Source organism: Streptomyces sp. NPDC002566 (assembly GCF_042889585.1).
In the GTDB taxonomy this organism is placed as follows: Bacteria; Actinomycetota; Actinomycetes; order Streptomycetales; family Streptomycetaceae; genus Streptomyces.
In genome coordinates this window covers 292,949-311,892 of record NZ_JBIARD010000005.1, presented here as the reverse complement: position 1 = coordinate 311,892, position 18,944 = coordinate 292,949, and the positions used below count along the sequence as shown (strand labels likewise).

At 71.5% G+C, this 18,944-nt stretch carries 18 protein-coding genes and 1 pseudogene; 4 read left to right on the top strand and 15 right to left on the bottom strand.

The window, feature by feature from the left end; all coding sequences use genetic code 11:
* The first annotated feature begins 15 nt into the window (after positions 1–15).
* From ACFYXA_RS22965 to ACFYXA_RS22955, 3 genes are all read left to right on the top strand, one after another.
* On the top strand, positions 16–954 hold the full coding sequence (locus ACFYXA_RS22965; protein WP_389035701.1) for a VOC family protein: 939 nt from the start codon (positions 16–18) through the stop codon (positions 952–954).
* A 107-nt stretch (positions 955–1,061) separates the two neighbouring features.
* Complete coding sequence (locus ACFYXA_RS22960) at positions 1,062–2,039, top strand: fumarylacetoacetate hydrolase family protein (RefSeq protein ID WP_389035698.1); 978 nt, start codon at positions 1,062–1,064, stop codon at positions 2,037–2,039.
* Entirely contained in the window at positions 2,036–2,887 is an 852-nt protein-coding gene (locus ACFYXA_RS22955; protein WP_389035695.1) for an SDR family NAD(P)-dependent oxidoreductase, read from the top strand. Before ACFYXA_RS22960 ends, ACFYXA_RS22955 begins: the two co-directional genes overlap by 4 nt.
* Before the next feature lie 323 nt (positions 2,888–3,210).
* Here the strand turns inward: ACFYXA_RS22955 and ACFYXA_RS22950 are convergent, their stop codons facing one another.
* The 12 genes and pseudogenes from ACFYXA_RS22950 to ACFYXA_RS22895 form a co-directional block, all read right to left on the bottom strand.
* Positions 3,211–4,062, bottom strand: coding sequence for an SDR family NAD(P)-dependent oxidoreductase (locus tag ACFYXA_RS22950; protein WP_389035692.1), 852 nt, complete (start codon positions 4,060–4,062; stop codon positions 3,211–3,213).
* Between the two features lie 34 nt (positions 4,063–4,096).
* On the bottom strand, positions 4,097–5,533 hold the full coding sequence (locus ACFYXA_RS22945) for a hypothetical protein (protein WP_389035689.1): 1,437 nt from the start codon (positions 5,531–5,533) through the stop codon (positions 4,097–4,099).
* 75 nt (positions 5,534–5,608) lie between these two features.
* Positions 5,609–6,253, bottom strand: coding sequence for a guanylate kinase (locus ACFYXA_RS22940; protein WP_389035686.1), 645 nt, complete (start codon positions 6,251–6,253; stop codon positions 5,609–5,611).
* Positions 6,250–6,810, bottom strand: a complete 561-nt coding sequence (locus tag ACFYXA_RS22935; protein WP_389035683.1) for an AAA family ATPase — start codon at positions 6,808–6,810, stop codon at positions 6,250–6,252. Before ACFYXA_RS22935 ends, ACFYXA_RS22940 begins: the two co-directional genes overlap by 4 nt.
* 189 nt (positions 6,811–6,999) lie before the next feature.
* Positions 7,000–7,692 carry a response regulator gene (locus tag ACFYXA_RS22930; RefSeq protein ID WP_389036183.1) on the bottom strand — a complete coding sequence of 231 codons (693 nt, stop codon included), beginning with the start codon at positions 7,690–7,692 and terminating at the stop codon, positions 7,000–7,002.
* Between the two features lie 102 nt (positions 7,693–7,794).
* Positions 7,795–8,280 (bottom strand): annotated as a pseudogene (locus ACFYXA_RS22925) (sensor histidine kinase); the annotation flags it as partial.
* A 591-nt stretch (positions 8,281–8,871) separates the two neighbouring features.
* Positions 8,872–9,660, bottom strand: a complete 789-nt coding sequence (locus ACFYXA_RS22920) for a hypothetical protein (protein ID WP_389035680.1) — start codon at positions 9,658–9,660, stop codon at positions 8,872–8,874.
* 97 nt (positions 9,661–9,757) lie between these two features.
* Entirely contained in the window at positions 9,758–10,489 is a 732-nt protein-coding gene (locus ACFYXA_RS22915) for a ferritin-like domain-containing protein (protein ID WP_389035677.1), read from the bottom strand.
* Positions 10,490–10,580: 91 nt separating this feature from the next.
* Complete coding sequence (locus ACFYXA_RS22910; RefSeq protein ID WP_389035673.1) at positions 10,581–11,876, bottom strand: phosphatase PAP2 family protein; 1,296 nt, start codon at positions 11,874–11,876, stop codon at positions 10,581–10,583.
* 293 nt (positions 11,877–12,169) lie between these two features.
* Entirely contained in the window at positions 12,170–13,375 is a 1,206-nt protein-coding gene (locus tag ACFYXA_RS22905) for an acyltransferase family protein (protein ID WP_389036180.1), read from the bottom strand.
* A gap of 141 nt (positions 13,376–13,516) precedes the next feature.
* Positions 13,517–14,122: a hypothetical protein gene (locus tag ACFYXA_RS22900; protein ID WP_389035670.1), complete on the bottom strand. Its 606-nt coding sequence runs from the start codon at positions 14,120–14,122 to the stop codon at positions 13,517–13,519.
* The gene (locus tag ACFYXA_RS22895; protein ID WP_389035667.1) at positions 14,119–14,811 is read right to left on the bottom strand and encodes an RNA polymerase sigma factor; all 693 of its coding nucleotides are present in this window, start codon (positions 14,809–14,811) and stop codon (positions 14,119–14,121) included. Before ACFYXA_RS22895 ends, ACFYXA_RS22900 begins: the two co-directional genes overlap by 4 nt.
* Positions 14,812–14,935: 124 nt before the next feature.
* Between ACFYXA_RS22895 and ACFYXA_RS22890 the strand changes: the two genes are divergently transcribed.
* Positions 14,936–15,610 (top strand): nucleotidyl transferase AbiEii/AbiGii toxin family protein, encoded by a 675-nt coding sequence (locus ACFYXA_RS22890; protein ID WP_389035663.1) that lies wholly within the window; start codon positions 14,936–14,938, stop codon positions 15,608–15,610.
* 20 nt (positions 15,611–15,630) lie between these two features.
* Here ACFYXA_RS22890 and ACFYXA_RS22885 read toward each other — a convergent pair whose 3' ends face one another.
* The 3 genes from ACFYXA_RS22885 to ACFYXA_RS22875 form a co-directional block, all read right to left on the bottom strand.
* Positions 15,631–16,788 (bottom strand): M20/M25/M40 family metallo-hydrolase, encoded by a 1,158-nt coding sequence (locus ACFYXA_RS22885; protein ID WP_389035660.1) that lies wholly within the window; start codon positions 16,786–16,788, stop codon positions 15,631–15,633.
* Positions 16,789–16,885: 97 nt separating this feature from the next.
* Positions 16,886–17,620 (bottom strand): rhomboid family intramembrane serine protease, encoded by a 735-nt coding sequence (locus ACFYXA_RS22880; protein WP_352246449.1) that lies wholly within the window; start codon positions 17,618–17,620, stop codon positions 16,886–16,888.
* Positions 17,617–18,849 (bottom strand): MFS transporter, encoded by a 1,233-nt coding sequence (locus ACFYXA_RS22875; RefSeq protein WP_389035655.1) that lies wholly within the window; start codon positions 18,847–18,849, stop codon positions 17,617–17,619. Before ACFYXA_RS22875 ends, ACFYXA_RS22880 begins: the two co-directional genes overlap by 4 nt.
* Positions 18,850–18,944: the final 95 nt, after the last annotated feature.

Sequence of the window (18,944 nt, the reverse complement as noted above, 5' to 3'; positions counted from 1 at the left end):
ACAGGAGAACCCGCCATGAGCGCACGTCTGCTCACCCATCTGCGGCACGTCGACCTCGCCGTGCCCGACTACGACAAGCAGCTCGACTTCTACGCCGGCATCTGGGGTCTGACCCAGGTCGCCGAGGACTCCGGGATCTCCTTCCTCGCCGCCGAGGGCAGCCCCGAGCAGTACGTGGTGCGGCTGCGCAAGGCCGGGGAGAAGCGCCTCGACCTCGTCTCGTACGGCGCCGGCTCCACCGAGGACGTGGACACTCTCGCCGAGCAACTCCTGGCGGGAGGCGTGCAGTTGATTTCCCAGCCGGGAAAGATCGACACACCCGGCGGCGGCTACGGCTTCCGCTTCTTCGACGTCGACGGCCGCACCATTGAGGTCTCCGCCGATGTCGAGGCACGGCAGCACCGCCGTATCGAGGAGAAGGAGGCGATCCCGGTCCGCCTGTCGCACGTGGTGCTCAACTCCCCCGATCTGAACAAGACCCGTCAGTGGTACGAGACGCACCTCGGCTTCCGGCTCTCCGACACCCTCAGTTCGCCGCACATGGGCGAGGTCATGCACTTCATGCGGATCTCCAACCAGCACCACTCCATGGCCGTCGCCAAGGGCCCGCACACCTCCCTGCACCACGTCTCCTTCGAGATGCGCGGCCTGGACGAGTACATGCGCGGCTCCGGCCGCGTGATCCGCGCCGGCTTCAGGAAGGTCTGGGGGCCGGGCCGGCACCTGGCGGGCGACAACACGTTCACGTACTTCCTGGACCCGCACGGCAACACCGTCGAGTACACGACGGAGTTGGAGCTGCTGGACGAGGACACCTGGCACCCCCACGTCCACGACTTCTCCCAGCCCGAGGTCACCGACCAGTGGGGCACCGCCAATCCCATGAACGAACTGGTCGCCAAGGAGTCCTTCAACGACGTCGACCGCGGCTGTTTCCTCGCCCCACCGGTCTGACCCCCTCGAACCCCGGGGACGCGGTGGCCCTGTCAACCGCCCTGACGCCCTTGCCGCGTCCCCGGTTTCCACCGCTGTTCGAAGACCGCCGGAGCCTGGAGCCGTGCATGCGTTTCGCCACCTATGAACATCGACACCAGCGCCGGGCAGCCGTCGTGGAGGAGGACGGCACCCTCCACCCGGTGCCCGGGACGCGCTCGCTCACGGAGCTGATCAGCTGCGGCGACGGACTCGAAGCACTCCTTCGCGCCGGCGCCGCAACGCTCGACGTCCCGCCGGGCCCTCATGTGTCCGAGGTGCGGCTGCTGCCACCGCTTCAGCCGCCCACCGTGCGGGACTTCGTCACCTTCGAGGAGCACGTCGAAGGGGTACGGCGATCCGTCGACGGGGCCGGCGCCGACGGGGTGCCCGAAGCCTGGTACGACGCCCCGACGTTCTACTTCACCAACCCGTACGCCGTCATCGGCGCCCACGACGACGTCCCGGTGCCGCCGGGCAGCGAAGTCCTCGACTTCGAGCTGGAGGTCGCCGCCGTCATCGGCCGGGAAGGGCGGGACCTGACGCCGGGACAGGCACGGGACCACATCATCGGCTACACGGTCTTCAACGACTGGTCGGCCCGCGACCTGCAGTCCCGCGAGATGCAGGTCCGTCTCGGCCCGTGCAAGGGCAAGGACACGGCCGCCACCCTCGGCCCGTACCTGGTCACCGCCGACGAGCTGGAGCCGTACCGCGACACCGACGGCTTTCTGCGCCTGGCGCTGACCGCCTCGGTGAACGGCGAGGTCGTCGGCAAGGACCTGCTGTCCAACATGAGCTGGACCTTCGAGGAGATGGCCGCCTACGCCTCACGCGGCACCGTCGTCCACCCCGGCGACGTGCTCGGCTCCGGCACCTGCGGCAACGGCGGCTGCCTCGCCGAGCTGTGGGGCGTCCGGGGCGAGCAGTCCCCGCCCCCGCTGAAGCCGGGAGACACCGTCACCCTCACCGTGGAGGGCATCGGCACGGTCTCCAACACCGTGGTCGCGGGCAGGGATCCCGAGCCGCTGCCGACCGCCCGCCGCCGCACCCGGGAGCGGCCGTGAACGCCCCGCACCCCCGAAGACTCCTCGGCAAGGTCGTCGTCGTGACCGGCGCCGCGCGCGGTCAGGGCGCCGCCGAGGCCGAGGCACTGACCCGCGAGGGCGCCCGTGTCATCGCCACCGATGTGACCGAGGCCCTCGGCTGCCGCCGCCTCGATGTCACCGACGAGGAGCACTGGGCGGAGCTGGCCGCCGAACTGCGGGAGTCGTACGGCCAGGTGCACGGCCTGGTCAACAACGCGGGCATCACCTGGCGCGCCCGCCTCGGCGATGTGACCCCCGACGACTTCGCCCGCGTCCACGCCGTCAACGTCACCGGCCCGCTGCTCGGCATCCAGCACCTGACGCCGCTGATGCCGCCCGGCTCGTCCATCGTCAACGTCGGCTCCACCGCCGCGCTCAGCGGCCACTACCCGGTCGCCTACACGACCAGCAAATGGGCGCTGCGCGGCCTGTCGAAGACCGCGGCCACGGAGCTCGGCCCGCGCGGCATCCGCGTCAACACGATCCACCCCGGGTTCATCGAGACCGAGATGACCGCCTCCGCCGCCCCCGCCTTCCGCGAGGCGAACATCCGCGAGACCCCTCTCGGCCGCACCGGCACGGTGGACGAGATCACCCCGCTCGTGGTCTTCCTCCTGTCCGACGAGTCCTCCTTCATCACCGGCGCCGAGATCCCGGTCGACGGCGGCCTCACCGCGCACGGCGGCGTCAAGTCGATCTCGGACGCTTTGCGTTCGACTGCTGGGGATTCGGCTGCTGCGAGTCCGGAGGGGTCCCGGTGGAGATCGACCTCGGGCAGGTCTGACCAGGCGCTGCTCGGCAGCCAGCAGCGCGTGAGCGATGCGTGAGCGGACTGGCCGATACAGGGTGGCATGCCCCGGATCATGTGGCTCGCCGCGCAGTTATGACCAGGGGAAAACAGCATCGCGCGGCAGCGTCGGGCATCCCCCGGCAAGGATCCGATCCCGGCGCCGCCCTCTGGCTCGGCCTGGGCCTGACGCTGACACCCAGCACCGGGTGATGGCACATCACGGCCGCCGTCTGCCAGTACCGGCACCCGCTGAGCGACCGGAAACGACGAGGGCAACGCCAGAAGCCTCACAGGGCAACGGCACGGAAGGCAGTGGAAAGTGCCCACAGATCACTCGTCTGAACGCCGGCCCTGATGCGCTCAGGTCGCTGCCCGGCCCCGGCGGTCCGGAGGCGTTCCCAGTCCCGCTTGTGGTTGACCGCCGTCCACCGGGATGTGGGCGCCGTTCACGGCTCCGGAGGCCGGTGAGAGGAGGAAGGCGATGACCCGGGCGACCTCCTCGGCGTTCAGCAGGCGTCCGGCAGGGTTGCGCTCCGCGTATGCCTCGTAAGCGTCGGGGTCACGTCGGCGCAGGCGGTCCCAGCTCTTGCCCGGCAGAAGAATGGAACCGGGGCTGACGGTGTTGACCCGGACTCCGTACGGGGCGAGTTCCTGACACAGGGCACCCGCGAGGTAGATCTCCGACGCCTTGGCCGCTCCGTACTGCGCCGGGAAGCGGGGCTTCCACCCCGAGATGGAGGCGACGATCACCACGGAACTGCCGGGCCGCAGGCTCTCCAGCGCCGACCGCACTGTGCGCACCGCATGGCCGCCGTTCAACTCCCAGGTCGCCTGCCAGTCGTCGCGGGTCGAGTCGAGCAGGCTCCCGCCGCGCTTGCCACCGATATTGGCGACCAGCCCGTCGAGGCCGCCGAGTTCGCTGCCCGCCTGTCGGGTGAAGTCCTCCAGTTCATCCGGTGCCAGGACGTCCACGGATCCCGTCACGACCCGGGCGTCGAAGTCCTCACGCAGCTCGGAAGAGGCCCGCGCGAGGGTGTCCGGGTCGCGGCCGCAGATCGCGAGAGACGCTCCCTCAGCGGCGAGAAGCCGGGCGGTCGCGTATCCCAGCCCCTTGCTGCCGCCGGTCACCAGGAAAGATCTGCCGCGCAGTCCGTACGTGACACCCGGCGCTGTCGCAGCGCTTTCCATGGCCTCTTCACGCTGGTCGTCCATGACGTCACTCTGTCACCCGGCCGTTCGCCGGCGGTCAACGCACCAGCTTGCGGATGACGATGCCCACGATGAGGGTGGTCATCAGCATTCCCGCCGCTGTCAACGCGACCGCGAGCGCCGACCAGCCGGCTGTCTTGAGTTCGGACGGCATGCCGGTGCCGACGTTCAGCCACAGGGCAAGAGCCAGAACGAAGCTGTTTCCGACGCCGGTCACATCCGTGAGGTCTCGTCCCGGTTCGCGCACCGCGCCCGCCAAATGGAGCACCACGCCCGTCAGTGCGATTCCCAGCGCCAGCGCACGCGCCGGGTTGCGCGCCCGCACTCCCCAGCCGAGGACCCCGCCGACGACGCCCCGCCCGATGGCGCGCCGCAGTGGCGGCAGATCTGCCGTCTCGCGCTGCCGGGCAAGGTAGTAGAGCTCGTCGACTTCGCGGTTCCGGTTTCTTCTGGCCAGTGCCGACCGCACGGACTCCAGTGCCACGGCGGTCACTTCGGTGAAGGAGCGCTCCAGGAAGGACAGGACTTGCGCACCGTTGCGGAAGACCTCGCCGGCGAGTTCCATGTCACCGACGCTGGACGAACTGTCGAGGCTGTATCGGGAGTTGCCGGACGGAAGACCGAGGGTGCCCGTCACCGAGGAACCGTGCAGGCTGATCACGGACGGCGCGTCGGACGCCGAGATGAGCGACACGACTGTCGTGTTGTGAAGGACGAGGCGAGCCGCCTCATCAGCCTGACTGCTGTCCGCGCTGCCGCCGAGCCCGAGGTTGCGCACCTCCACGGGCCCTCGGACGGTGCTGTTGCTGATCGTGCTGTCCTGCGCGGGAACGACCAGTCCGTTCACTCGTACCGTCTCGCTGCAGCGGAGCTCGTTCGCCCGCAGCGGCTCGTCGAGTCGTACCCGCCGCAAAGTGAGCTCGGGCGTCTCGACGTCGTCGATCTCTATCGCCGACAGCCACAGATCGTCGAAGGTGATGTCCTCACGGGCCCGCAGTCCTCGCACGACTACGCGAGGCCAACCGAGGCGGCCGCCCGTGGCCTGGCTGCGGATCACGAGCGAGGACACGCGTGTGTTGCAGATCCGGATCGGTCCGCGCAGCGCGTTGATCTGTACGAGCTCTTCCACGCGGAGGCGCTCCAGCCGGGTGTGCCCGCACGAGTGCAGAGCAAGAAAGTCCAGCGCGGTGTCGATGATCGTGACCTCGCATCCCATCGAGGCATTGCGGATGGTCAGGCGGCCGATCCGGCTGTTCACCACCACGAGCGCGTCCGCCTCCACGTGGTCGACGACCAGTTCGTCGATGTGGCAGGAGCGTACAGTGAGCGCTCCGTCGATGGTCATGCGCTCCAGGGAGACGCGGTCGGCCGATACGGTGTCGAGCAGAAGGTCCGTCGGGACCTCGTCCTGATGCAGATGCACGCTGCGGTCGATGACGGTGCGCTGGCGCCCGATTCTCGCCAGGTCCTCCAACGTCCGGACAACTCCCACCCGCATCCCCCTGCTGATCGTCGCCGTTGATGTCGCTGTGCGTGTCCGCTGACGTGTTCACACACCGCGCTGCGTCGCGCTCGGGTGAGCCCCGTTTCCGTCCGTGCCGAGCCCGAGAGCCGCGAACAGTTCCTCCGTGCCGAAGGCGTCCGGTGGCCCGTCGAGCGCGCAGACGATCTGCTTGGCGGCCGTCTCCGGCTTCGTACGGTCGGTGCGTACCACCATGTCGAACAGGTGCCGGACGTCGGATCCGAGAACGTCCTGTGCGGTCTCGTCCCAGGCGGTGAGCCGCTTCGGAGTGTCGGTGTCTCCCCTGTCACGGGACCGTGTCTCGCACACGCTTCTCGGAACCCAGAGAAGGACGCGCAGCCACGTGGTCGCCGGACTGCGGTCCAGCAGCGTGCGCATGTCGGTGACGTTGCCTATGTGGGCGATGGGGATTCGGCCGTAACTCTGCGGCTGGGCGAGAGAAAGGGCGTCGACCGCGTAGACGTTGCCGTATCGCCGGGTCTCCACGACGATCCTGCCCTGGCGGCGCAGGTCATCGAGTTCCTCGGCGGTGACGAACCGGTATCCGGCTGAACGGCCGCTCCCCTGCTTGAGCTTGGTGACCGGTTCGAAACGTGGATCGGCGTGGCAGAGGGCTGCCGTCAGGGTGTCCTTGCCGGCGGTGGGAGGTCCGTATAAAACGATCGCGCTCACGGGTTCCTCAGCAGCCGTTGCGCGATGGACTCGATCTGCTCGGCCAGCGGGCGTGAGGCGCCGATGCGGTTGTCGATGACGTGGTGAGAGGTCACCGGACCGAGGTCGAGGCCGCTCGTGTAGGTGGGCCAGTGCGTCAGCTTCCACGTGTCGCGGGAGGCGTTGCGCGAGATCAACCGGTCTCGCATCGATTCCAGGTCGCTGTCCACCCACAGGGCCTCGAGACGGGCTCCGGCCCTGCGACACCGGCGCGCCACCCGTGAAGTCCATTGCGCATCGGCGCTCTCGGCGAGGAACGGCGCCACGGCGACCACGGACGTTCCGCACTCGAGGTTCTCCCAGACCGCCTTCATCAGGCACTCGTACTCGAGGGGCCTGGCGTGCTCCAGGTAGGCGGGACTGTGACGGTCGTCCGGATCCCCACCCAGTGCTAACAGCAGTCGCTCGGTCATCGGGCGGCTGATCGTGTCCTTGTCGAGCATGGCCCAACCGGTCGCCGCCGCCAGAAGCTTCCCGGCCTCCGACTTGCCCGATCCGGCATACCCTGCGACAAGCACAAGGGTGATGGTGCCTAACGCAGTGGTCACGCTGTCCGCCCCCGAGATGTCTCGCTACAACATGGCCCACTTTGTGGGTGGCTGGGGAGTATAGCGCCGAATGAGGGGCCTGCCGTAGCCGAATGCAGGGGGCTCGTCTGGCGTGATGTCCGAGGGGATTCCGCCCCGCACCCTCGGCAGGGCCGGACTTCAGATTCCGCCTCGGCCGGCGCCCGTCACCCCCGTCTCGTAGGCGACGATCACGAGTTGGGCTCGGTCTCGGGCGTGGAGTTTGGTGAGTAGGCGGCCGATGTGGGTTTTGACCGTGGCCAGGCTCAGGCGGAGGTGTTCTGCGATCTCCGTGTTGGACAGGCCTCGGGCGATCAGGCCGAGCACTTCCAACTCGCGGTCGGTGATCGCGTCCAGGGAGCGGCTGGGTGGGCGGGCCGGCTCCGGGCGGCGGGCGAACTCCGCTATCAGGCGGCGGGTCACCGAGGGGGCGAGCAGTGCCTCCCCCGCGGCGACGACGCCGATGGCGGTGAGGACCTCCGTCGGCGGGGTGTCCTTCAGCAGGAAGCCCGCGGCGCCGGCGCGCAGGGCGGCATAGACGTACTCGTCGAGGTCGAACGTGGTGAGGATGAGGACGCGGACGCCGGACAGGGCCGGGTCGGCGCTGATCCGCCGGGTCGCCTCGATGCCGTCGAGGTCGGGCATGCGTACGTCCATCAGGACGACGTCCGGGCTTTCACGGCGGGCGAGTTCGACGGCCTCGGCTCCGTTCGCGGCCTCGCCCACGGCCGTCATGCCGGGCGTGTGGTCGACGAGGACCCGGAAGCTGCCGCGCACCATCGCCTGGTCGTCGGCGATCAGCACCCGGACGGGGCTCACGTCGGTCACGGTCATCGGCTCCCTTCGGCGGGCAGACGGACGGACACCGCGAAACCGCCCTCCGGCCGGGGGGCCAGCCTCGAAGCTGCCGCCGTACATCATCGCGCGCTCCCGCATGCCCAAGAGGCCATGCCCGCCGGGCAGTTCGGGGGTGGCCCGGCTGCGCGCGGACGACGGTCCCTCGTCCACGATGTCGATGCGCACCTCCCGCGCGTCCGCCTCGACCGTCACCCGGCAGCGGGTCGGGGCGGCGTGCCGGACCACGTTGGTGACGGCCTCCTGGACGATCCGGTAGACGGTCAACCGCGTTCCCCCGGCCAGACCTTCCACGGACCGCACCGTCAGGTCGACCTCCACTCCGGCCCGGTGCGCCTGCGCGGCGAGCCGGTCGAGTCGGTCGAGATCCGGCACCGGTCCGAGGGGCGCGCCCTCGGTGCGCAGGACGCCGAGCGTGCGCCGCATCTCGGTGAGGGCCGCACGGCTCGTTTCCTCGATGACCTTGAGGGCGGCCCGCGCCTCCGCCGGGTCGGCCTCCGCCACATGCCCGGCGACGCCCGCCTTGACGGCGATCAGGCTGAGGTTGTGCGAGACGATGTCGTGCATCTCCCGGGCGATCCGCAGACGTTCCTCGATCAGCGCCCGCTCCGACCGGCGCCGCTGTTCCCCGGCGGCTGCGGCCCGGCGCCCGCGCAGGACGAACCCTGCCCCCCACGCCCCGCCGATCACCAGGAGCACGACCGAGGCCAACCCGACGGCGCCCCGCCAGTCCTCGCTGGGAGTGACCACCGCTTCCCCGGCGTAGACGGCGCCGCATGCCACCGGCAGCGCCACCGCGAGCGCGGGCACGGACCGGCGGGCGGGCTCTGCCAGTCCGACGAGGTAGGCCGCGAGCCCGGCGGCGGTGTACGGCTCGCGGGGGATGTCGAGGAGCGACGCCGTGGTCAGGGCGGCCAGTACGGCCGTCAGCACCGCGACGGGCCAGCGGCGGCGCACGGCGATCGGCAGGCCGACCATGGCTGCGATCAGCAAGCCGAGCCAGGGCGGCCCTGTGTAGACGGGCTGCCCGTCGTCGGAGGCCAGCCGGGCGAAGCCCACGTACACGGCGGTGAGGGCCAGTGCCGCGACGAGGTCGAGGGCGTGAGCGTGGCGCTGCCCTTCGGGCTTCATGGCCCGACCGTACCTGTACGCGTCCACTCAACCTGCCTGTCCCAGCAGCGCCATCAGCGCGAACGTCACCAGGGTCAGCGGCACCCAGCGCAGCACCGCCGCCCGGCTGGGCCGGGGCGCTCGGCACAGCAGCGCCAGACCCAGCGGCACGAAAGCGGCGCACAGTCCGGCCAGGGCGACCAGCGACTGAGGCATCGTGCCCTTCAGCACCCCCAAGGGCAGCGCCGCGGTGAGGCCGAGTGCGGCGGCACGGATCGGGCCGAGCACCCGCGTGCGCCAGGCGCCGAGGGCGAGGACCACCCACCCGGCGAGGATGGCGAGGTTCAGCGCGGCGAAGACGTGGAACGCGCCGTAGCCGGCGGAGACCGCATCCGTGGCCGCCTCGGCCCCCTCGGTGCGCACCAGTTGGAAGGCCAGATGGTCCACGCCCGCGTGGAAGGTGCGGGCGAAGAGCCCGGACATCACCAGGACGCCGCCCCACAGGCCCCAGCCGGCGCTCCGCGCCCCGATCCTTGCGGCCATCAGCGTCACAGCGGGCCACAGCAGCAGGTTGCCCGCGGCGAAGAGGCCGTACGCGGTGGCCATCAGCGTGGGGTGCCGCTCGTACGCGGCGAGTTGGTCAGGAAAGAAGAAGTGGAAGCGGGCCCTCAGTATCGCGCCGGTCAGCATCAGGAGCGGGCCGAGCACCAGTGCCGTGCCGCCCACCCAGCGTCCGGGAAAGCCGGTGGCCTCCAGCCGTTCCACGGGCAGCGCGCTGTGGAGGCGGGTGCCGATCGTGGTGGTCGGGGCGGGCATGGACGTCGTCGGGTTCGTCATGCCGATGACGATGCCTCTGCCTCCCCCTGAGGGGCGTCGGACCAGGAACTGGTCTTCGGGGTCAGACCTGGGTATGACCCTCTGGCTCCGGGCAGGGTCAGGCCGCGTTTGTCCGGGCCTCCGGGTGTGGGGTCAGGATCGCGGTGACGACCGTCGTGGATGACTTCATGACGTCGGTGACGAATCGCAGGCGGCCGACGGTGAGGCGGCGTAGGGCCGGGCCGTGGTCGGTCGCTACGACGAGGGCGGCTGCGAGCAGGAGCAGCCGCCACGCTGCCATCACCGGGCGGCGCGTCGGGCGGGGCAGCTCCGTCAGGGAGGCGTGGAGGCGCTCGCAGTGGAACGGGACGTGGCGCTGCTCGTCGGACAGGATCCGGGCTGCCACGTCCGCGGTGAGCGGGTCGTCCGTGCCTTCGCGCAGGGCGCGGTAGTAACGCAGGGCCACCACTTCCGCGATCATCAGCACCAGCAGTTCCATGCGCAGGCCCATCAGGCGCCGTAGCCGTACGAAGACCGTGTCGCTCCAGTGGCCCGTCAGCGTCTTCTGGCCGCCCGCTGCCAGGAGCAGGGCGAGCAGGCGGGCGTGGTTCTGTTCCTCGGCGACGAAGAGTCTGACCGCCTGCGCGTATTCGGCGTCGCCGGCCTGGTCGGCTTTGGCGACGAGGTTGGCGCCGTCGCCGTTCTCACCGACCTGGAAGCGCTGGATGCCGGCCCACACCGCCGGGTGCAGCGTCGCGCCCCGCGTCCAGTCCGGGTCGCCCTGGGCGCTCCTGCGGTCGTGTTCGTCCTCGAACCGCCTTGTCCACTCGGCGAAGCCGCTCGTACGCACCCGGTCCCCGCTTCCCGGACACGGACGCCGTGCCCCGGAAAGGGGGACGCGCGCGGGGGCCGAGCCGTTGCCTTCGGCTTCCGCGGTGGTCTCAGGCCGGCTCGGGTTGTGGTTCCGGGCGTCGGGTCGGGGGGAGGGACGGTTCCCAGAGTCTGGTGGTGCGCCGGTAGCCGTAGATCACCGAGGTCATCGCCAGGATGAGGAGAGGGCCGGACACGGCCGGGTACGCGGCCAGTTCCATCGGCAGGAAGCGGTACGACACCAGGAGCGCGGCGAAGACCGCGGTGCCGTGGAGGACGAGGTGGACTCCCGCCCGGTCCCAGCCCCGGTCGAACGAGCGCAGGCCCGCCTCGATCGTGAGCGCGAACACCACGCCGGCGACGAGGTCCACGCCGTAGTGGTAGCCGAAGCCGAGGGTCGCCGTGAGCGTGGCGATCAGCCAGAACGTGCCCGCGAACCGCAGCAGGCGGGGCGCCTTGCGGGTGTGGATGAAGATCGCGACGGACCATGCCGTGTGCAGGCTGGGCATGCAGTTGCGGGGGGTGAGCCCGTCGTACGGCACCGGCTGGGGGACGGTGACCGTCGGCGGGGTGTTCGGCCACAGGTTGGCCACCGCCCACTGCACGCCGCCGGTGCCGGAGGCCCCCGGGCCGTAGGCGAAGACCGGCCCCACGACCGGGAAGATCATGTAGATGGCGGGCCCGAGAAGGCCGATCACCAGGAAGGTGCGGACCAGGTGATGGCGGGGGAAGCGGCGCTCGGCCGCCACGTCGCGCAGCTGGTACAGCGCGACGACGACCGCGGCGACCGCGAGCTGCGCGTAGACCCACTGCAGAAGGTGGGAGCTGATCGGGCTGGTGGCCTCGACCATCCGGCCCACCAGCCATGACGGGTTGCCCAGCGCCTGATCGGCGGTCGCCACGTAGGGGTCGAGCACGTCGGTGCGTGTCTTCGCCGTGATGAACAGCCAGGTGTCGCCGATCTTGCGGCCGGCCACCAGCAGCAGGGCCAGGCCGACGCCCTTCAGCAGCAGGACGCGTTCCGGGCCGGTGCGGCGCGTGACGGCGATGACCGCGGTGCCCAGCATCACCCACAACGCGCCGTTTCCGACGGAATGGTCCTCGGGTATCCGGGCGTCGACCGCCCACCGCACCAGCGCGAAGACGGCGTCGATGCCGATCGCCGCGCCGGCCGCGATGAACCGCTGCCGCCAGGTGAGCACCACCATCATCAGCGCCAGACCGCCGTACAGCGGCCCCGGCTTCGGGGCGAACACCAGGGCTTCCACCTGGGTGGTGACGGGGCCCGGTTCGCCGTAGCGGCGTGCGGCGATCTCCAGTGCGACCAGGAGCACGAGAGCGATCGCCCCCGCCGTCGCCCACAGCATCGCGCGACCGTGACGCCGCGCGACCGGCGAGATCCTGTCGCTTGTCCGCGAAAACACCCGCGATGGTCTAGTTATCAATCGTCTGGCCGATTTTGTCGAGTGGTCGATGAACGAAAGGCGACAGGGGTGACCATCGCGAGATCGAACATACTATCGGAGAGGGGGTGAAGTCGGGCTTGGGTCCTGAATCGGTCACCCTTGGGGCGGCGCGGGACTCCTGAGTCTTCTCCACCCCGGCTGTCTATCACCGTGCTCCGCCGACCGGAAGGTCGGCCGTCACAGTGACGCCGGGATCACCCGCCGGCTCGCCGCCGTAGTCGCCGGGAGAGAGCGCGGCCCCATCTCTGGGACGGGGTCTCGACATAGCGGTGGGTCAGCCAGGAGAGAGGGAGGAGAGCGGCTACGAAGGCTGCCTCCAGCACGAGGTCGTCGCGGGCGGAGCGGCCGATCGTGGCGTCCGTCACGGCCAGCATCACCGGGTGGAGCAGGTACACGGAGTAGCTGATCGCCCCCAGGACCGTCAGCCAGCGGGGGGTCCGCCGGTGCCGGAGGGCCCAGCCGGCGGCGAAGGTGAGGACGGCAAGCAGGAACGCCGCGAGCCAGCCGCGTTCCGTGAACTGTCGGGTGTCGCCGTGGCCGTGGGCACTGGCCACGGCGCACAGCAGCACCGCCGCGGTCGCGCAGGCGGTGGCCCGCCACGTCACCTGACCGTGCTCGGCGCGGTGGATCGCCGTGCCCAGGAACATCACGGCGAGGATCGTCAGCCCCTCCCAGACGGGGACCGTGCCGTTCGTCGTCACCAGCAGCAGGGCCAGCAGTCCGCCCAGCACACCCCCGGCCGTGCGCAGTACGGGCCGCCCGGTGCAGGCGCAGCAGACGGCGGCCGCCATGGCGACGGAGGCGATCGCCACCAGCGGGCCGGTACCCAGGGCGTGCGAGAGGGCCGAGGGCGGCAGGCTGACTCCGGCCGCGACGCCGGCGGCGGCCAGTACGGCCAGGGTGACCGCGACCGTCGCCGAGCGGTGGTGCCGGCCCACCGTGAAGAGGGCGACGGTGAGGAGGTAGAAGGCCATCTCGTAGGAGAGCGTCCACAGGACCAGCAGGAGATTGGGGGTGCCCAACAGCTCCTGGAACATGGTCAGATGGGCGGCGGCCACGGTGGCCAGGGGCTGCTGCGCCAGGTCGGGGCGGATCCGGGCCAGGTCCAGCGCGTGCAACGCCGCCAGCGCCGTGACGGCCACCGCCCACAGCGGGTACACGCGGAACAGGCGTCCGATCCAGAACGTCCGCACGGAGCCGCCGCGTTCGAGGGACGCGGGGATGATGTAGCCGCTCACCAGAAAGAACACCATGATGCCGTAACGGCTGGTGTTGAACTCGGGCATCAACTCCTGCCGGAACTGCGGCAGGAACGCGTACGAGGAGTGGTCGAAGACGACGACCAGGGCGGCGATGCCTCTGAGGGCGTCCAGCCAGCCGACCCTGGGTCTCTCCCGCAGCGGTGTCACTTGGGGTGAGAGCGGTGAATCCGTACGTAATCGGCTGGGGTCCACGGGTACCTGGGAGGGGGGCATGGGCAAGCGCCTTTCTTCGCGTGGGAGATCGCACGCCGGAGGGCGAGTCGTTCTGGTTGCCGGGTGTTACTTCTTCGGCTTCGAGCCGTCCGGGAGGGCGAGTTTCAGGGGGACGCAGGGTTCCGTCCTGGTCCCGGCGGCGTAGTGCTCGACCGCACGGGCCCTGTGGTCGCCCGCCGTGTTCTCGAAGGCGAGCAGGTCGCCTCTGCCCAGGGTGAGGTCCCAGCTCGACTTCAGGGGTATTACGGGTACGGGGTCGCCCTGCTCGTCCAGAGCCACCAGCGTGGAAGCGGGGGCGCTGCGCTCACACACGTACCCCGGTGGGAGTACGTCGATCGTCACGTGGATCTCCCAGGGGCGCAGCGCCCTCGCCAGGGCCTCCTGGGCCTCCACGCTGATGAACTGCTCCCGGACCGTGAGCCTCACCTTGCCGTCGCCGCGCCCCTGCACCGCGTACGCGACCGGCTGGGCCGGTGGTTCGGAGGCGAGCACGGGGCCGAACCCGAGCAGCGGGGCGAGTCCGAGCAGCGCGCAGGGCAGCGCCACGACGGCCAGGCGGCGGGGGGTGAGCAGGCGGCGCGGCGGTGTCGCGCGGGGCGGCTGCTCGCGGGTCGCGATGTCCCGTTTCAGCTCGGCCAGCAGACGGTCCTCGAACGTCGGCCTCGTGCTCATGCCTCTCCCCCGATGACGTACATCAGGGGCCCGTCCGGCGTCCGCGCCGCCTCCGGACGCCGCCGGGTCACGGGTGCAGCCGAAGCCATGGGCGCGGCACTCGCAGTCGTCGGGACCGATGCCGTCGTCGCAGCCGACGCCGTCGTCGCGGCCGCCTCTGCGCGCAGCGCCCTGCGCGCGCGGTGCAGGCGCACCCTCGCGGTGACCTGGCGGATGCCCAGCGCGGCCGCCGCCTCGGTGACCGTCAGCTCGTCCACCGCGATCAGCTCCATGACCGCCCGCTCCCCCTCGGGCAGTCGGGCCAGCGCGGCCAGGGCGCGCCGCCCCGGGCTCTCCGCGTCGAGCTTGTCCTCCAGACGGACGACGTCGTCGGCGTCCAGCAGCCGTCTCCCGGACAGGCGCAGATCGCGTGCGGCCTCACGGGCGATCCGGCGGCGCTCCGACGACACGACGTTGCGCGCGACGCCGTACAGCCAGGCCGTCTCGCTGCCGAGGCTCGGGCGGTACGAGGCGGCCGAGTCGAGGACGGCGAGGAAGATCTCGGCGGTCAGGTCCGCCGCGGTGTGCGGGTCGTCCACCCGGCGGGCCACGAAGCGCAGAACGGCGTCCACATGGCGTCGGTAGAAGTCCTCGAAGAGGCGCGGGTCCCGTAACGCCGCCTCCGGCTCACCCCGTTCAGCACCGTCCACGGGCGGTCTCCTTGTCGTCGTCGGGCAACGTCGTCGTCTGTTCTTGGCCCGAGGCGAAAGAAGCGTTACACGGGGCGGGCGTGACGTGTGTGCCGTCGGCCGCCCGTTGCCCGAGACTGACCCTGTGAGAGTGACCGATCTGCACCGCCGTCTGCTGGCCGACCTGCTCGACGCGGGCGCGCCCTACCTCCTGGCGCTGACCGGTGGTCACGCCGCCCAGGCGCACGGGCTCGTGGAACGCGTCGTACGGCATGTGGCCGTCGCGACCGAGAGCCCGGCCGGGATGGAGGAGATCGCCGGCGTGCTCCGGGCGGGGCTGGAGGAGCGCGGGTGGCTCGTCCCTCGGCCCCCGGAGACGGATCCGCTCTCCGCCCGGCTGGTCGTCGTCGAACCGGTCACCGGTGAGGAGTGCCAGGTCGACGTCCTCAAGGAGGTGCTGTGGCGGCCGCCCGTTCCCACGGATCTGGGTCTCGCCCTCTCCCTGGAGGACGTGGTCGGCACGAAGGTCCGGGCGTTGGCCGACCGGGGGCTGGCCCGCGACCTCATCGACGTCCACGCCGCCGCGGGGCGCTGGAGCCACCCCGAGCTGGAGGAACTGGGCCGTCGCCACGCTCGCGACGGCTTCGACCTCGCCGACCTCCAGGCCCGTCTGACCGGCGCGGAGATGATCGACGACGTCGAGTTCACCGCGTACGGCCTCGACGCTCCCGCCGTGGCCGCGCTGCGCCGGTGGGCGCAGGAGTGGGCGGACGACATCGCGGAACGCCTTCTGGAGTCGTCGCCTCCGGAGGAGGAGTGAGGGTCATCCGGCGGGCCGGTTCAGCGGCGGTCGAGGGCCCGGGTGATCAGTTCGGCCAGTAGACGGGTGCGGGGGAGCATGCGGGGGATCTTCACGTGTTCGGTGTCCGCGTGGGGGCCCTCGCCCACCGCGCCCAGGCCGTCCAGGGTGGGACAGCCCGCCGCCGCCGTGTAGTTGGCGTCGGAGGATCCCCCTACGGCTCTTCCCGTCAGGGGCGCCTGGCCCAGGTCCACGGCGGTGCGTGCGGCGAGGGCGAACAGGTCGGCGGAGGCCTGCGGTGGCATCGGCGGGCGTTGCGCGCCGCCCGAGATCTCCAGGTGCGCGCCGGGCGTCACGGGAGCGAGGCCGCGTACGAGGGCGTCGACGCGGTGCTGCGCCGTCGCCGTCGGCACCCGGACGTCCACCCACAGGCTCGCCCGCGCGGGCACCGTGTTGCGGACGCTGCCCGACGACAGCAGCGTCGGCGTGACGGTCGCCGCGCCGAGGACGGGGTGGGCGGCGTCGGCGGGCAGCGCGGCCTCGATGCCGGCGACGGCCAGGACCTGGTGGGCCGCCTCGACGGAGGCGTTGATCCCCTCGTGCGGCTCCACCCCGGCGTGCGCGGCCCGGCCGTGCACCACGATCTCGTACCGCGAGGTGCCCTTGCGGGCGGTCTTCACCGCGCCCCGCGCGTCAGCCGCCGCCTCCAGCACGAAGGCGGCCGCGCAGCGCCGCGCGGTCTGCTCGACGAGCGCGCGCGAGGTCGGGGAGCCGACCTCCTCGTCCCCGGTGACCAGCACGCACACCCCGGACGGCGAGGGCAGCGAGGCCAGCGCGTGGAACATCTGCACCAGGCCCGCCTTCATGTCGAGGACGCCCGGACCGCGGGCGATCCCGTCCTCGGCCGACCAGGGGTGGGAGCGGAGCGAGCCGAGGGGCCACACCGTGTCGTGGTGGCCCAGCAGCAGGACGCGCGGTCTGCCGAACGTCCACCGCAGGTGGGTCACCCCGTCGATCACGATGGTCTCCGGCGCGGCTCCCAGCAGCCGTGCGCCGAGCGCACCGACCGTGCGGGCGCTGCGCGCCACCGCGGCGTGGTCGGCGGAGAAGGACTCGCACCGCACGAGTTCCTCCAGATCGGCCAGCATCGCCCGCAGGCCGGCCGGCATCGCCGGCGGCTCCGCCCGCCGTCCTGGCATGGCCCGTCTCCTTCCGCCGGAGCGCCGTCGCCGTATCCACGACGGTAGGGCGGGTCGGGACCTGCCACCAGCGGCGGGGCCGCGAGGACCCGCCCGGTCAGAGCAGGCCCAGGTCGTCCAGCTCCTTGTGGAGGGCCGCGCGGGGGTGGTCGGCAGGCGTCGACGGCACCGAGCGGCGCTTCGGGGCGCGGGCGGCGGCAGCGGTCGCGAGTGCCGGGGCGGCCTCGGAGCGGGTGCCGCGGTCGCGGTCTCGGAAGAGCCAGGCTCCCGCGAGACCGCCGACCAGCCCGCCCAGGTGGCCCAGCCAGCTCACGCCGGGCGTGCCGGGGACGGCCGTGGTGAGCAGGTAGGCGAAGGAGGCCGCCATGACCAGGCCGATCAGGGTGTCGATCAGGTGCCGGTCGAAGAGCCCGCGGACGACGACGTAGGCGAAGTACCCGTAGACCAGGCCGCTCGCGCCGACCGTCACCGCGTCGCCCTGCTCCAGGAGCCACACCGCCGTGCCGCTGGTGAGGGCGACCAGCAGGCTGAGAGCGAGGAAGCGGGCGACGCCGCGGTACGCGGCGAGGAAGCCGAAGACGAACAGCGGGCCGGAGTTGCTCTCGATGTGGGCCCAACTCCAGTGCAGGAACGGCGCGGACAGCACGTGGGGCAGCGATCCGACGTCGCCGGACGAGACGCCGTAGTCACGGGCGAGTCCGTAGTCCTGTGCGGCGTTGGCCAGTTGGACCAGCCAGACGATCGCCAGGAACGCGAACACCGTGAAGAACGCCTTGCGCGCCTCCGCGATCAGCTGTTCCGGACCGACCGGTGTCCCTTCCGTCCTGCTCATCCCGCTTCCCCTCCCTGGCGGACCCCGTCCCCCTCTCCTCGCACTCTACGGAGTGCGGCGGCTCCCCGGGATCCCGCCCGGGCCAGCGTCAGGGTCACCACGACCGACGCGAGCGCCATCGCCATCATCGCCGTTTCCGGCGAGGTGAGTTGGGCCGCGGTGCCGGCGAGGGCGGCGCTCACGCCCTGGAGGGTGAGCATCCCGGCGGAGTGCAAGCCGAGGGCCTGGCCGGCGAGTTCGGGCGGGGTGAGGGCCATCAGGCGTTCCTGCTGGACGAGGCTCGCGCCGAAGCCGGCGGAGGCCACGGCGACGGCGACCGCGGCTACGGGCAGCGGCGGGCGCAGGACGAACACGGCGTACGGGGCGGCCAGGAGCAGCAGGAGAGGGGTGGCGAGGCGGCTGCGCACCGCGGGTGGGAGGAGGCGGCCGACGGCGAGGTCGCCGGCCAGCATGCCCAGCGCCGCGCACGCGAACAGCGTGCCCGCGGCATCGGGGTCGTAGGACACGAAGAGGGCTTCGCAGCCGACGATCAGACCGTTGGGCAGCCACAGGCCGAGGTAGAGCAGCCGGCGTGGTCGGGAGGACCACAGGCGGGCGTTGGTGCGCCAGGTCCGCGCGACCGAGGGGCGGCCCACGGCACGGGGTGCGCGGACGGTCAGCCCGACGCGGGCGACGAGCGCGGCGCCGGCGTGGAGGAGGGCGGCGAGGAGGAGGACGGGGCGCGGGGAGAGGACGGCGACGAGGACGCCGCCGGTCGCGTACCCGGTGATCTGCAGCAGCCCGTGCGTCATGTTGAAGACGGACCGCGCGGCGAGGTAGCCGCCCTCGGGGGCGATCTCGTTGAGCAGGCCCCAGCGCACCCCGCCGCCGAGCGCCGCGACCAGCCCCTGCGCGAGGACGGCGACGAAGACGGCCCCGATCGGCAGCCCCGGCAGGGCGAGTACGGCCGTGAGGGCGGCGAACGCCAGGGAGAGGCCGGCCAGGACACGTCTCGGCGGGAGGCGGTCGGCCCCGGAGAGGAGGAGCGTCGCGCCGAGGACCTGGGCGAGGGACGGCCCGAACATGCTCACCGCCGAGAGGAACGGGGAGCCTGTGGCGCGGTGGACGAGGGTGCCCAGGGCGAGTCCCGCGATGGTCTGGGCGGCGGTGTGGGCGGCTGAGGACAGGAGGAGGGGGGTGAACTCCGGGGTGCGGAAGAGGGGTCGGTATCCGGTCGCGCTGAGCGTCATGCGGGGAGTCTCGGGCGGGGCGGGAGGGGGTGGTTATTGTTTCGCCGGGCTGCGAAACGTTGGGGTGCGGTGGGGAGTCGGGCTTGGCTGGGCCT